We start from the raw sequence: 12,969 nt of genomic DNA on the forward strand, positions 1-12,969 counted from the left end.
TGCATGCGCCGCAGGGCGGAACGTTCAGCAGAACAGAGGCGGGGCGCGAGAGGGCGGGCGATCGTCGAGGATCGATCGCACGAAGGGAAGACTGTCGACGTGGACGCGGAACCGTCGTGGCGCCGCGGCCGGAAACAGCAGCACCAGCAGCACGAACGACGCGAGCGCGGTGAACAGTGCCGCGCCGAATGCGCACAGGCCGTCGCCGTTGCCGGCGGACGCCGTCTTGTCGGCATGCGCGTCGTGTTTGAGCGCATCGGCGAGTGCCCGCGCATCGTTGGCCGGCGTGATCGGCGCGCTCGCATCGAAGCGGGCGGCCAGCGAGGCGCCGGTGACGATCAGCGGGCCGCGGCCCGAGCACAGCACCACCGAGCCCGCATCCGGACCGTCCGGATCGAGCATCACGGCGCCCGACATCAGCGCGCGGGACAGCAGCGTCACGAGGAGGAATCCCCACAGCAGCTGTCGCGCGACGCCGGGCCGAAGCAGGAAGCGGCGAAGTGCGTTCATGGCGCGCGATTGTACATCCGTTTGCGCGGCCGGGCCGGCGCGCGGCTTGCATCAGCGGGATCGGCCGGTGTGTGTCCGGAAGCGGAGCGCGGGGGCTATTCCGGAGCGGCTGATCGTGGGTCCGGCGCGACGTTCGCGGGGCCGTACGACCAAGTGCCGTCGGCCAGCGCGGTCAGCACGTTGCCCGTGCGCGCGTCGTACAGATGCCACTGCTCGTCGGTCGGATCGTCGCCGTACGGCCAGGTCGTCAGCTTGCCGCCGAGGTCGAAGTCGAATACCCACGCTCCCGGTTCGGCGCGCGGCGCGATCGATCTCAGGAACTGTCCGTCGAGCTGCCGCGCGGCGGCCGCGATGTCGCCGGCGCGGGATTCGCTATGCGCGAGTTCACGGCCGTCGAGCGCGATCGACCAGTGGCAATAGCAGATCCACAGCTGTCCGTCGCCCGCGACGGTCACGCGCCGCGACGCCAGCCTGTCGCGTGCCGGGGCGGCCTGGCCGGAGGCGCCGCCGCGCGGCTCCCGCACATGCAGCGCGGGCTGGCCGAACTCGAACGTGAGGAAGCTGCCCTGGCCTTTCGTCACGGACCAGGCCGGCGTGTCGCAGATGGCCGGCCAGATCCGGTCGAAGTCGGCCGTGTTCACGAGGAGCATGTCGGTGATCGGAGCCCGGCGGCCGTGCCCGTCGCGATGGCCGTCCGCGGCAGCCGGTGCGGTGGGCCGGTTCAAGCCGGATAGGAGTCGTCCACCTTCAGGTTCGCGAGCCGGAACAGCGTGCGCAGCGTCTGCGGATGAATGTCGCGGTGCGACGCAAGCGACGTCAGCATGAAGTCGAGCACTTTCGCGTAGCGCAGCAGCACGAGGCAGCGTGCGAGATCGGGCGTACGACCGCGCATGTCTTCGGCAAGGGTGACCATTTGCGTCGACAGCGTGCGCGCCATCTCGAGTTCCATCTGCTGTTTTTCGGTCCAGTCGGGCAGGGGCTGTTCGAGCACTTTCGCGAGAAAGAGCTGGAACGACGTATCGGACGAGTTGGGCAGCGCATCCATGAAGAGCCTCGTGCGTATGTGGATCGTTCGGGCGCATCCGTGGACGCGCCCGTGGGTGGAGGTGTGTCCGCGTCTTGATCGGCGCGGTGTTCACCCGAACGGAACGCAGGTTCCGTACCAGCGTCGCAAGACGAATGTTGAGTATTGTTGAGGCGTGTCAACGCGACGTCGGCGAGTCCCGCCGGTGCTGGGTCGCGGCGGCGGTCGAGGAAGGCATCCATACGCGCGGCGCGATGTATGCCGCGCACGCAAAACGGCTCGACACGTCGAAATGCTTCAGGGATGTAACGTAACGCCCGCATAAAACCCGTCGCGCGATTCCGTCGACGAACGGCCGGAACGAGGCGTTTCGCGCGTCCCGGCTACGTCCGACGTGCGTTCGCCGGTGCGGCATGCCGGAACGCGACGCCCGGCGCCGAGCGGCGCAAGCGGGCCGCGCATGCGCCGGGTGTTTCAAAACCGAGACGCTTGCGCGAGCGGCGATCGCTTGCCCGGCCGCCGAACTGGCCCAGCGAACTGGCCCAGCGAAAGGGCGACCAACTGTCCATGGGCAGACGGCGCGCGTTTGCCAACAATCTCCAGATCATCCCTGCGAGGTTCGACATGAGCGTCCACGCCTTCTTCTCGGCCAACCTGCTGCTCGCCTATACGGCTTACTTCATCGGCACGGCCAGCCCGGGGCCGAGCAACCTGGCGATCATGTCGGTGGCCGCGAACCAGGGCCGCAAGGCGGCGCTGGTGTTCGCGCTCGGCGTCATTTCAGGGTCGATGTGCTGGGCAACGGTGGCGGCGCTCGGCGTGTCGGCCGCGCTGCTCGCGTGGTCGAAGCTGCTGGTCGCGATCAAGATTTTCGGCGGGCTGTACCTGCTGTGGCTCGCGTTCAAGTCGGGGCGCACGGCGCTGTCGGGGCCGGCGGCCGCAGCGGTGAACGCGGCGCGCGAGCAGCGGCTGTCGCGCTTCTACGTGCGGGGCGCGATGCTGCACCTGACCAATCCGAAGGCGATTCTCGTGTGGGTATCGATCGTCGCGCTGTCGTCGAACGGCGCGGGGGCGTCGCACGGCGCCGTCGTGCCGGGCTGCCTCGTGATCGGCTGCCTGGTGTTCGGCGGTTATGCGCTCGTGTTCTCGATGGACGGCGCGCGTCGGTTGTACGTGCGCGGCCGGCGCGCGATGGACGCGTGTCTGGCCGTCGTGTTCGGCGTGGCGGGGGTTCGGCTGCTGGTGTCGAACGTCTAGTCGCGCGGCAGGTACCGCCATCCTCCGCCGCGCGGGCGCGCGACGGAGGCTCCGACGTCGATCAACCCGGCTTCAGAAAATGAAGCCCGTGTTGATGAACTTCGAGTGGTGATCCGACACGATCGAATCGAGCAGCTGCTTGCTGCTGTCGGTCTGCTTCGCGGCGACCATCGAGCGGATCGAGAACGCGCGCAGCGCGTCGCTCACCGACAGCGTGCCTTCGGCCGAATCCTTGCGGCCGGCGAACGGGAACACGTCGGGCCCGCGCTGGCACTGGCAGTTGATGTTCACGCGGCATACCTGGTTCACGAGCGGATCGACGAGCGCGCCGATCTGCGCCGGATCGGAGCCGAAGATGCTGACCTGCTGGCCGTGATCCGACGTCGTCACGTAGTCGAGCGCGGTGTCGACGTCGTCGAACGGCGCGACCGGAATGATCGGCCCGAACTGCTCCTCGCGGTACAGCTTCATCCCTTCCGACACCGGATACACGACGGCCGGATAGAACAGCGTCTTGCTGAACTCGCCGCCCGAATGGTTGACGACCTGCGCGCCCTTCGCCTTCGCATCGTCGATCGCGTCCGTCATGTAGGCCGTGCGATGCATGCCCGGCAGCGGCGTGATGCTGACGCCTTTCTCCCACGGCATGCCGATCTTCAGTTGTTCGAGCGCCGCGGTGAAGCGCTTCAGGAATTCGTCGACGATCGAGCGATGCACGAGCAGCATCTTCAGCGCGGTACAGCGCTGGCCGTTGAACGACAGCGCGCCGAGCAGGCACTCCTTCACGGTCAGGTCGAGATCGGCGTCGGGCAGCACGATCGCGGCGTTCTTCGCGTCGAGGCCGAGGATCGCGCGCAGCCGGTGCGACTTCGGGTGCTGCTTCTTCAGGTGATCGGCGACCTTGCTCGACCCGATCAGCGCAAGCACGTTGATCTTGCCCGAAGCGAGCATGTGCGGCACGACCACCGCGCCCGGCGCGTAGATCGTGTTGATCACGCCCTTCGGGAACGCGTCGCGGAACGCCTCGAGCAGCGGTTCGAACAGCAGCGTGCCGTACTGGGGCGGCTTGAACACCACGGTGTTGCCCATCAGCAGCGCGGGGATCAGCGTCGCGAACGTCTCGTTCAGCGGATAGTTGTACGGGCCCATGCACAGCACGACGCCGAGCGGCGTGCGGCGGATCTGGCCGATCGTGCCTTCCGCGATCACGAAGCGCGAGTTCGCGTTGTCGAGTTCCTTCAGCGCATCGATCGTCTGCGTCATGTATGTGACGGTACGGTCGAACTCCTTCTGCGAATCGGCGAGGCTCTTGCCGATCTCCCACATGATCAGGTTCACGACCAGTTCACGCTGCGCGACCATCCGCTTGATGAAGTCCTGCATGCACGCGATGCGCTGCTCGACCTTCATCGTCGGCCACTCGCCGCGGCCGGCATCGTACGCGCGCACCGCGGCGTCGAGCGCCGCGTCGCTTTCCGTTTCGCCCATCACCGGGTAGCTGCCGATTTCGACCTGCTCGACGCTGCCGTCCGCCTGCCGCACGCATACGGGCGACAGCACGGTCTTGGTCGCACCGTCCCACGGTCGCAGTGCGCCGTCGACGAGCGACACGCGCTGGTGGATCGGGGCGGAGAGCCGGAACTCGGCGGGGATGTCCTGATAGGCGGGAAACAGCTGCTGCAGGGAGGCGGAATCGGGCATGACGGTCTCGTTTGACGGGGTGTCCGGGAAGGACGGGTGATGCGAATCCTGAGCTGAATGATCCTCGATCCTGAATCGGCATGATGACGCGCACGCGACGGCGCGTCACGCGGAAACCTGGCCGAATCAATGAATGGAACCAGTTCCATTAAAAAGGAACGCCGTCGTGAATGCAAGAATCGCCGAACGGCATGACGGAGGCTGTAAGTATTTGGAAAGATTGTTGCCGAATGGCCGGTATAACGTGCAGGGTGCATTCGCAAACGTTTCACTTCGACCGAATTGAGCGGATAATGGCGCGGCGCGGCGAAGAAAATAATGAAGTGAGCCTGAGAGCAGACGGAGTGAAGAACGGAAGTAGGTCCGCCGCGTTGCCGATGCGAGGTCGGCTGCCCGGAGCGCCGGGTCGGGGTTGCCCGGTCCGGCGCGCACCGGACTTTTGCATGCGTGCTGCCTGCGTGGCCAGATCCTTCGGAATCCTCCCCAGTCTCTCCGCCGTCGCTTCCCGAATCCCGCCTTCCCCCCTGATCGTTTCCGCCTGGCGCGGCCAATCCTGGTCTTTCGTTTTTATTACGAAAGGCCGATCAAATCTACAAAAATGAAAGGCGTTTGTCGGGAATGCAGAGCGTTAAGCAGGCGCACGTTGTGGGCAGGCGACACGTCGAAAATTAATTAAAAACACGAATCATTCTCGTTTAATATTTCGCTCCGTTACGAGCCATGACATCGCGTCACGGCTCTTTCGTGCCGGTCGTGCCGGCCGGCATCCACCCGCGCCGGCCATTCGCGGCCGGCATGCGCGACGGGGCGATCCTCCGCGCGCCACAGCCTTCTTCACGGAAAAGGGTGTCGTCGGCCGATTCGCCGCGTGACGCGCGCGTTGACCGGACACGTTTCCGTTCGCCGTTTTTCTTCACCACCCCTACGTTCACGATGAAACTCAACAAGAGCGCCTGCCATGCGCTTCTGATCGCCGCGTCGCTGGCCGGCGCCCGCACCGCGTTCGCCCAGGCGAGCGATGCCGCGGCCACCTTGCCCGCGATTTCCGTCAACGCGGCCGCCGAGCATGCGTCGTACGACGGCGGCCACTCGCGCGCGGCGACCAAGACCGACATGTCGCTGATGGACGTGCCGCAGACGGTGAACGTCGTCCCGCACGCGGTGATCGAGGACCAGAACGCGACGTCGCTGCAGGACGCGCTGCGCAACGTGCCGGGCGTCGGCTTCTCGGTCGGCGACGGCCAGCGCGACCAGATCACGATCCGCGGCTTCAACAGCATCACGGACCAGTACGTCGACGGCATTCGCGACGACGCGCTGTACTACCGCGACCTGTCGAACGTCGATCGCGTCGAGGTGCTGAAGGGGCCGGCGGCCGTGCTGTACGGGCGCGGCTCGGCGGGCGGCATCGTGAACCGCGTGCTGAAGCGGCCGCTGGCGAACCCGGTGAACGACGTGGGCGTGACGCTCGGCACGCGCGGCGAGCGGCGCGGCGAATTCGACCTCGGCTGGAACGCGAACGACGCGGCGCGCTTTCGCATCACCGGCGCGGCCGAGAACTCGAACAGCTTTCGCGACCAGTTTCAGCTGAACCGGCAGGCGATCGCGCCGTCCGCGCAGTTCAAGCTCGACAGCGACACCGTGCTGAACGTCGAATTCGACTATCTGCACGACCGCCGCACGTCCGACCAGGGCCTGCCCGCGTATCGCGGCCGGCCGGTGGACGTGCCGATCAACACGTACTACGGTTCGGCCGACGCGGCGAACAGCTCGTACAACGACGTCTCCGCGAAGAGCGCGACGGTGTCGCTCGATCACCGTTTCAACGATTCGCTGTCGTTCCACGGCGCGATCCGCGCGTACGACTTCTCGCTCGAGCGCAAGAACTACGTGACGTACGAGCCGATCAAGACGGCCGCGCACCCGGTCGTCACGCTCGACCAGTCGACGCGCCAGCGTACCGATCACGGCATCGACGGCCTGTTCGAACTCACGCAGAAGACGTCGCTGTTCGGCATGCGCCACGAGCTGCTGTACGGGCTCGAACTGTCGCAGCAGCAGAAGTTCGACACGATCTACGGCGTGACGAAGGTCGCGACCTACGATCTCTTCGATCCGCAACAGGTGGTCCTGCCCGGCGTGCCGACCGGCGCGCGGGCGAAGACGAACGCGTCGACCGTCGTCGGGCTCGCGGGCGTCTACGCGCAGGACCTGATCTCGCTGACCGAGCACTGGAAGGTGCTCGCCGGGTTGCGCTTCGACTACCTGAACCAGATCCGCCACGACTATACGTCGTCGAACGTCAATCTCGACCGCACCGATCACGCGTGGAGCCCGCGTGTCGGGCTGATCTACGAGCCGCTCGACTGGCTGACGCTGTACGGATCGTTCAGCCAGTCGTTCTCGCCGCTCGCCGATACGCTGATCAGCTCCGGCGCGTTCGCGAACGGCGCCGCGCTCGCGCCGCAGAAGACCACCGCGTATGAAGTCGGCTCGCGCGTCGATCTCGGCGGCAAGGCGACGGCCAGCGTCGCGCTGTTCGACATGCGCCAGACCAACCAGCAGATCGGCGATCCGGCGAACCCCGGGTATGCGCTGCCGATCGGCACGCAGCACGTGCGCGGGATGGAGCTTGGCCTGACCGGCGAGATCGCGCCGAAGTGGTCGGTGTATGCGGGTTACGCGTACCTGAACGGCACGGTCGACGGTTCCCCGCAATCGACGGCGGCCGGCCTCGCGTTGTCGAGCAACACGCCGGGGCTGATGCCGCGCCACAGCGCGAGCCTGTGGCTGAAGCGCGAGCTGCCGTACGGCTTCTACGCGGCGGCCGGCATGCAGTTCCAGTCGGCACGTTATGCGTCGGCGAGCGATCTCGTCACGCTGCCGTCGTTCACGGTGTTCAATCTGGGCGCAGGGTACCGCAGCAAGAAGGTCGACGTGACGCTCACGCTCGACAACCTGTTCAATCGCCGTTACTTCATCGCCGCGCACGGCAATGCGGACCTGTACAACATGCCCGGCGATCCGCGCACGCTGACCGCCACGGTGAAGTGGCACATGTAACGCGCTTGCGGCGAGCGATGCAGGCCTTCGTCAGGACGGCCTGCATCTCGTTGCCGACGCTCGCGGCGCCGGTTGGCAGGTTGCCGGCGGCGCCGTCATTCGACGTCCTCGTCGTCCTCGTCGTCCTCCGTATCGTCCATCTCCTCCGCGCGCGCCGGCGCCGCATACGCGCTCGCCTGTTCGAGCAGCCAGCCGCGGAACAGCTCCAGCGGCTTGCTGTGGCTGAATTCCGTCGGATACACGAGGTAGTACGCCGAATCGCCGACCGTCGCGGCGTCGCACGGCACGACCAGGCCGAGCTGCTGCAGCTGTTCCTCGACGAAGAACTTCGGCACGAGCGCGATGCCGAGCCCGGCCGCGGCCGCGCTGATCAGCATCGTATGCAGTTCGTAACGCACGCCCTGCATCGTGCGGATGTCCTCGACGCCATGGGTCTCGAACCACTGCGCCCACGCGCCGGGGCGCGTGGTCGAGTGCAGCAGCGGATACGCGAGCAGATCCTCGACACGCTCGACCGGCCCGTCGAGCAGCGCGGGCGAACAGATCGGCACGACCTCCTCGCCGAACAGGTAGTCGGACGAGGTGCCGGGCCAGGTCGGCTTGCCGTAGTGGATCGCGGCCTCGAAGTGCGTGTCCTCGAACGAGAACAGATCGGTGCGGCTGCCCATGTTCACGCGCACGTCGGGCGTGCGGTCGTAGAAGCTCTTGATGCGCGGGATCAGCCAGTGCGATGCGAAGGTCGGCAGCACCGCGAGCTCCAGGTAGCCGCCGCCGCTGCCGTGCGCGATGATCGACAGCGTGTCGCGGTCGAGCGTTTCCAGCGCGCGCCGCACCTGCGTGCCGTAGAGCTTGCCGGCGCGCGTCAGCACGACGCGCTGCTTCACCCGGGCGAACAGCCGCACGCCGAGGCTGGCCTCGAGCGTCGCGATCTGGCGCGACACCGCGCTTTCGGTCAGGAACAGCTCCTTGGCCGCGTGCGTGAAGCTCTCGTGGCGCGCGGCGGCTTCGAAAGCCACGAGCGCGCCCATGTTGGGAATCTTGAATTTACGCATGATGCTCGTTTCGTCTGACGAACGGGGCCGCGCCGCGCGAGGGCGGAAGGCGGGCGGGGGACAGGTAATAATTCCAAAAACTCATCACGTGTCAATTTAATCTCGCTTTACGCCCGGCTGCAACCCTTTGAATAATGCTCCCCACGCAAGGTCAGGCGCCCGCCGGGCGGCCGGCCGACGAGTTGCCGGCACGTTTGCCGGCGGTCCCCCGAGACGAGAATCCTGATGCGCAATCCGAATATCGAGAGCTTGCTGACGAAGCTGCTGGGACAGGCGAAGACCGACGCCCTGTTCTCGACCCTGAACATGCCGGCCATCCTCGAAGAATGGGAAGACGGCGTCGTGACGCGCGCGGAAATCGCGCAGGCGATGAACATGGCGCTGTTCGAAGGGCTGCTCGAACGTTCGGCGAACGGCCGCGCCTACACGGCCGAAGCGATCGAAAGCGGCGGCTCGGTCTATTTCGACCACGGCGCGCTGCGCACGGTGCGCTGGCCGCACACGGGCGCGCTGCCGCCGGGCGAAGCCGCGTTCACGCGCATCCTGCGTCCGCTCGGGTTCCGCCTGAACGGCCGCTACCCGCTCGACAAGCTCGGCATGACGGGCCGCGCGTACGCGCACGAAGACGCGCCGGACGAAATCGCGCAGTTCTTCGTCAGCGAACTGCATCCGGAACGTTTCTCGAAGGAGTTCCAGCAGGCCGTGACGAACGTCGTCAGCTCGTCGCGCGATCCGCTGTCGCCGGCGGCCGTCGCGCTGCTGTGGGAGGTCGAGCGCGAAGGCTGGCTGCCGCTGGACGCCGCGCAGGCGCTGCTGCCGGAAATCGTCGGCGCGTTCGCGCGCCAGCACGACGTGCCGAACGAACTCGACTATGAAACGCTGCTGATGGAATCGGCGGAAATGGCGTGGATCGCGACCGAAGGTAACGCGTTCAACCACGCGACCGACCGTGTCGCCGACGTGTTCAAGCTGTCCGACGACGAGAAGGCGAAGGGCCGCCCGATGAAGCCGGAAGTCGAGCGTTCGCGCTCGGGCCGCGTGTTCCAGACCGCGTATCGCGCCGACACCGTCGAGCGCGAGTTCCGCACCCGCGACGGCGGCACGGTGAAGCGCAACGTGCCGGGCTCGTTCTACGAGTTCATCACGCGCAAGCGCACGTTCGACCAGGGCGCGCGCCGCTGGGTGACCGACCTGCGTTTCGATGCGGGCAACGCGCAAGGCATCTTCAAGATGACGGCGAACGCGGCGAAGTAACGCAGCGCCGCGGCGGAAGCGACGAACCGGTCGGGCAGGACGTGCATGCGTCCTGCCCGATCTGCGTTGGGGGGCTCGCGATGCAGCGTCGGCGCGCGTCGACGGTCGTGCGGCGAAGCCGTCCGTGGCCGTCGGTCGTGTCGTCGAAGGGGAGGTGTGTGCCGCGAAGGCGGCGGGCGCGTGCCGGGCGCCGCGCCGTCAGAAGACGTGCGTGATCAGATAGAACAGCACCAGCAGCCCGAACGGTACGCCGAGCAGCCAGGCGATCAGGTATTTGCCCATATCGTTGTCCTGAATGGCCGCGACGCCATCGGCGCCGCGGCGGGTGAAATTGCCGGATGCGTTACAGCTCGCGATCGAAATCCTTCAACTGCTTTTCGGCTTCATCGCGGGCGATCCCGTAACGTTCCTGGATCTTGCCGGCCAGGTAGTCGCGATTGCCTTCGGCGACCGCGAGATCGTCGTCGGTCAGCTTGCCCCACTTGGCCTTCAGCTTGCCGGTCAACTGCTTCCACTGGCCCTTGATCTTGTCCTCGTTCATCGTGTGCTCCTTGGTCGTGATGGGAAAAACTGCGGGGGAAGCGCGGCAGCCGCCGCGCGGGAGGTCAGGCCTTCGCCTTCAGGCCGGATGCGTCGACGTGCTTCACGCCCTTGATCGCGCGCGTCACGGCGACGGCCTTCTTCACGGCCGTCTTGGTCGGCAGCACGCCCGTGAGCGTGACGACGCCGTCGACCGTTTTCACGCTGATGTCGGTGCTCTTCACGCCGTCGGTGGTCGCGAGTTCACCCTTCACCTTGGTCGTGATCCACGTGTCGGTGACGGGCTGGTTCGATTCGGCCGTCATGCCGCTGTCGGCCGACGAGGCCTGGGCATGCGCGTTCGTGAGCGGCGCGGCGGACAGCAGGAAGGCCGCGCTGACGGCGAGCAGCGTCGAAAGGTGCGAGGTCTTGTTCATTGATGTTCTCCTTCGATGGGCGTGTTGAATGAATGGATCGACGAGCACGGATCGTGCCGCGGATTACCGGGCGATCGGCGTGTCGTAGCCGGGCTCGCGCGGCGGCATGTCCGGGCGCGGCAGGTCCGGCGGCAGCGGCACCGGCGGATCGGTGCCGGGCGGCGGTTCGGGCGGAACGTCCGGGGACGGCTCGGGCCGCGTCGGATCGGGTGTCTGATGCAGCTTCATCCGGTTGTCCTCCTCTGCGGTGTGAAAGGGCAGCGCATGAGCGCCGATGCAGTACCAGCGTACCGACGCGAACGCGAGCGGACATCGCGCAAATTCACCGGATCGGCTAGTGCGTTTGCACCGGGAATGGCACCGGCGGGCAGGAACGGGGAATGCATCACGACCCGGGCAACGCGCGGGCAGCGGCGCGAGGGCCTTGCCGTGCCGTTGGGCGGGACACCGCACGGTGCCGACGCGGCATGCGAATGTACTATTGGGGGTAGTGCATTCGCGCCTGTCGCGTCCTCGCGCGGTACGCGATCATCACCGCACGCGCCGGCCGGGGCGTGCGGCGTAACGGGGCAATCGGCGGGCGGTCATGTCGACGACAGGGACAACGACTCGATGAACGAACAAGTAGACGAACAGGCGCTCAAGTCGCACACCGACCGGCGCCAGCTGCACCAGATCATCGCGGGGCTCACCGAAGGCGTGATCCTGATCGAGCCCGACCAGCGGATCGTCTGGGCGAACGAGGCTGCGCTCGCGATGCATGGCGTGACCGAACTGGCCGCGCTCGGCGCGGACGTCACCGAATACCGCGAGCGCTTCCGGCTGCGCTACCGGAACAACCATCCGGTGCGCGACGGCCACTATCCGATGGATCGCGTGATCGCCGGCGAGGAGTTCAGCGACGTGACGGTCGAAGTCGAATCGGCCGCCGACGAAACCGTGAGCTGGGTGCACCGCATTCGCAGCCTCGTGCTGACGAACGCGGCCGGCGAACCCGACTGCCTCGCGCTCGTGCTGCACGATGCGACCGAATGGGCGAGCGCCGAGGAGCGCTTCGAGCGCACCTTCAACGCCAACCCGGCGCCGGCCGTGATCTGCCGGCTCGACGACTTGCGCTACGTGAAGGTCAACCAGGGCTTCCTCGACATGACGGGCCACGCGCGCGACGACGTGCTCGGCCGCTCGGTGTACGAGGTCGACGTGCTCGAACAGGCCGAGCGGCGCGAGCTGGCGATCGAACGGCTCGGCGAAGGCGCGACGATCCCGCAGATGGAAGCCGTGCTGAAACTCGCGGACGGCAGCACGAAGGCGGTGGTCGTCGCCGGGCAGCCGATCGACATGAACGGCGAGGCGTGCATGCTGTTCACGTTCATGGATCTCGAGCCGCGCAAGCAGGCCGAGCGCGCGCTGAAGCAGAGCGAGGAGCGTTTCGCGACGGCATTCCGGATGGCGCCGGTCGCGACCGCGATCGTCACGGCCGACCGCTTCGAACTGCTCGACGTGAACGATGCGTTCGCCGCGATGACGGGCCATGCGCAGGACGCGCTGCTCGGCAAATCCGCGGACGAGATCGGGCTGTGGGCCGAGCGCGGCGCATGGCAGCGCATTGAAGGCCGGCTCGCGCGCGACGGCAACGTCCGCAACGCCGACGTGCAGATCCGCACGCGCGACGGTGATGTGCGCGATTGCGTCGTGTCGGCCGATCCGGTCGCGATCCACGGCCGCGACTGCCTGCTCGTCGCGCTGCTCGACATCAGCGATCGCAAGCGTACCGAGATGGAGCTCGTCTATGCGATCGAGACCGCGATGCAGGATGCGTCGTGGTTCAGCCGCACGCTGATCGAGAAGCTCGCGAACGTGCGGCGCGCGAATGCGCCGGACGCGGGCGCGCAGTTGTCGGACCTGACCGCGCGCGAGCGCGACGTATTCGACCTGCTGTGCCACGGCCTTGCCGACAAGGAGATCGCGGGCCGCCTCGGGCTCGCGCCGAACACCGTGCGCAATCACGTCGCGACGATCTACGCGAAGCTCGACGTGCACAGCCGCGGCGAGGCGATCGTGTGGGCGCGCGAGCGCGGGATCGTCGGCGCGGCCGAGGCGAACGGTGCACGCGGCGAGAAGGGCGGCACGAAGGGCAAGGACTGACGCCGAC

At 67.0% G+C, this 12,969-nt stretch carries 13 protein-coding genes; 4 read left to right on the top strand and 9 right to left on the bottom strand.

Annotated features, from left to right (window positions below):
- Nucleotides 1-24: 24 nt before the first annotated feature.
- The 3 genes from VXM69_RS03830 to VXM69_RS03840 form a co-directional block, all read right to left on the bottom strand.
- The gene (locus tag VXM69_RS03830) at nucleotides 25-510 is read right to left on the bottom strand and encodes a hypothetical protein (protein ID WP_367189024.1); all 486 of its coding nucleotides are present in this window, start codon (nucleotides 508-510) and stop codon (nucleotides 25-27) included.
- Between the two features lie 95 nt (nucleotides 511-605).
- On the bottom strand, nucleotides 606-1,160 hold the full coding sequence (locus VXM69_RS03835; protein ID WP_367189025.1) for a hypothetical protein: 555 nt from the start codon (nucleotides 1,158-1,160) through the stop codon (nucleotides 606-608).
- A 71-nt stretch (nucleotides 1,161-1,231) separates the two neighbouring features.
- A complete protein-coding gene (locus VXM69_RS03840) occupies nucleotides 1,232-1,555 on the bottom strand; it encodes a hypothetical protein (protein WP_034188441.1) in 324 nt (107 codons plus the stop codon).
- 603 nt (nucleotides 1,556-2,158) lie between these two features.
- On the opposite strand from VXM69_RS03840, the gene VXM69_RS03845 reads away from it, so the two are divergent.
- The gene (locus VXM69_RS03845) at nucleotides 2,159-2,791 is read left to right on the top strand and encodes a LysE family translocator (RefSeq protein ID WP_034188440.1); all 633 of its coding nucleotides are present in this window, start codon (nucleotides 2,159-2,161) and stop codon (nucleotides 2,789-2,791) included.
- A 72-nt stretch (nucleotides 2,792-2,863) separates the two neighbouring features.
- Here the strand turns inward: VXM69_RS03845 and VXM69_RS03850 are convergent, their stop codons facing one another.
- Nucleotides 2,864-4,492 (bottom strand): NADP-dependent glyceraldehyde-3-phosphate dehydrogenase, encoded by a 1,629-nt coding sequence (locus VXM69_RS03850; protein WP_034188439.1) that lies wholly within the window; start codon nucleotides 4,490-4,492, stop codon nucleotides 2,864-2,866.
- A gap of 731 nt (nucleotides 4,493-5,223) precedes the next feature.
- On the bottom strand, nucleotides 5,224-5,436 hold the full coding sequence (locus VXM69_RS03855; RefSeq protein WP_124608118.1) for a hypothetical protein: 213 nt from the start codon (nucleotides 5,434-5,436) through the stop codon (nucleotides 5,224-5,226).
- Here VXM69_RS03855 and VXM69_RS03860 point away from each other — a divergent pair.
- Nucleotides 5,426-7,555 carry a TonB-dependent siderophore receptor gene (locus VXM69_RS03860; RefSeq protein ID WP_124608117.1) on the top strand — a complete coding sequence of 710 codons (2,130 nt, stop codon included), beginning with the start codon at nucleotides 5,426-5,428 and terminating at the stop codon, nucleotides 7,553-7,555. The two genes, VXM69_RS03855 and VXM69_RS03860, sit on opposite strands and share 11 nt — an antisense overlap.
- A gap of 95 nt (nucleotides 7,556-7,650) precedes the next feature.
- Here VXM69_RS03860 and VXM69_RS03865 read toward each other — a convergent pair whose 3' ends face one another.
- Nucleotides 7,651-8,607, bottom strand: coding sequence for a LysR family transcriptional regulator (locus tag VXM69_RS03865; protein ID WP_059559810.1), 957 nt, complete (start codon nucleotides 8,605-8,607; stop codon nucleotides 7,651-7,653).
- Nucleotides 8,608-8,832: 225 nt separating this feature from the next.
- Here VXM69_RS03865 and VXM69_RS03870 point away from each other — a divergent pair, with 225 nt between their 5' ends.
- Nucleotides 8,833-9,861: a DUF1338 domain-containing protein gene (locus tag VXM69_RS03870; RefSeq protein WP_034188436.1), complete on the top strand. Its 1,029-nt coding sequence runs from the start codon at nucleotides 8,833-8,835 to the stop codon at nucleotides 9,859-9,861.
- A gap of 343 nt (nucleotides 9,862-10,204) precedes the next feature.
- On the opposite strand, the gene VXM69_RS03875 is transcribed toward VXM69_RS03870, so the two are convergent.
- From VXM69_RS03875 to VXM69_RS03885, 3 genes are all read right to left on the bottom strand, one after another.
- Entirely contained in the window at nucleotides 10,205-10,402 is a 198-nt protein-coding gene (locus VXM69_RS03875) for a CsbD family protein (protein ID WP_034188435.1), read from the bottom strand.
- Nucleotides 10,403-10,466: 64 nt separating this feature from the next.
- Entirely contained in the window at nucleotides 10,467-10,817 is a 351-nt protein-coding gene (locus VXM69_RS03880; RefSeq protein WP_069704463.1) for a BON domain-containing protein, read from the bottom strand.
- A gap of 63 nt (nucleotides 10,818-10,880) precedes the next feature.
- The gene (locus VXM69_RS03885) at nucleotides 10,881-11,045 is read right to left on the bottom strand and encodes a hypothetical protein (RefSeq protein WP_185732791.1); all 165 of its coding nucleotides are present in this window, start codon (nucleotides 11,043-11,045) and stop codon (nucleotides 10,881-10,883) included.
- 384 nt (nucleotides 11,046-11,429) lie between these two features.
- Between VXM69_RS03885 and VXM69_RS03890 the strand changes: the two genes are divergently transcribed.
- Entirely contained in the window at nucleotides 11,430-12,962 is a 1,533-nt protein-coding gene (locus VXM69_RS03890; protein ID WP_034188433.1) for a helix-turn-helix transcriptional regulator, read from the top strand.
- Nucleotides 12,963-12,969: the final 7 nt, after the last annotated feature.

This window comes from Burkholderia sp. Ed8, from assembly GCF_040761425.1.
Taxonomy (GTDB): Bacteria; Pseudomonadota; Gammaproteobacteria; order Burkholderiales; family Burkholderiaceae; genus Burkholderia; species Burkholderia seminalis.

Coding starts and splice junctions, on each gene's coding strand:
- VXM69_RS03830 (WP_367189024.1), bottom strand. CDS start 510: ATGAACGCACTTCGCCGCTTCCTGCTTCGGCCCGGCGTCGCGCGACAG.
- VXM69_RS03835 (WP_367189025.1), bottom strand. CDS start 1,160: ATGCTCCTCGTGAACACGGCCGACTTCGACCGGATCTGGCCGGCCATC.
- VXM69_RS03840 (WP_034188441.1), bottom strand. CDS start 1,555: ATGGATGCGCTGCCCAACTCGTCCGATACGTCGTTCCAGCTCTTTCTC.
- VXM69_RS03845 (WP_034188440.1), top strand. CDS start 2,159: ATGAGCGTCCACGCCTTCTTCTCGGCCAACCTGCTGCTCGCCTATACG.
- VXM69_RS03850 (WP_034188439.1), bottom strand. CDS start 4,492: ATGCCCGATTCCGCCTCCCTGCAGCAGCTGTTTCCCGCCTATCAGGAC.
- VXM69_RS03860 (WP_124608117.1), top strand. CDS start 5,426: ATGAAACTCAACAAGAGCGCCTGCCATGCGCTTCTGATCGCCGCGTCG.
- VXM69_RS03865 (WP_059559810.1), bottom strand. CDS start 8,607: ATGCGTAAATTCAAGATTCCCAACATGGGCGCGCTCGTGGCTTTCGAA.
- VXM69_RS03870 (WP_034188436.1), top strand. CDS start 8,833: ATGCGCAATCCGAATATCGAGAGCTTGCTGACGAAGCTGCTGGGACAG.
- VXM69_RS03875 (WP_034188435.1), bottom strand. CDS start 10,402: ATGAACGAGGACAAGATCAAGGGCCAGTGGAAGCAGTTGACCGGCAAG.
- VXM69_RS03880 (WP_069704463.1), bottom strand. CDS start 10,817: ATGAACAAGACCTCGCACCTTTCGACGCTGCTCGCCGTCAGCGCGGCC.
- VXM69_RS03885 (WP_185732791.1), bottom strand. CDS start 11,045: ATGAAGCTGCATCAGACACCCGATCCGACGCGGCCCGAGCCGTCCCCG.
- VXM69_RS03890 (WP_034188433.1), top strand. CDS start 11,430: ATGAACGAACAAGTAGACGAACAGGCGCTCAAGTCGCACACCGACCGG.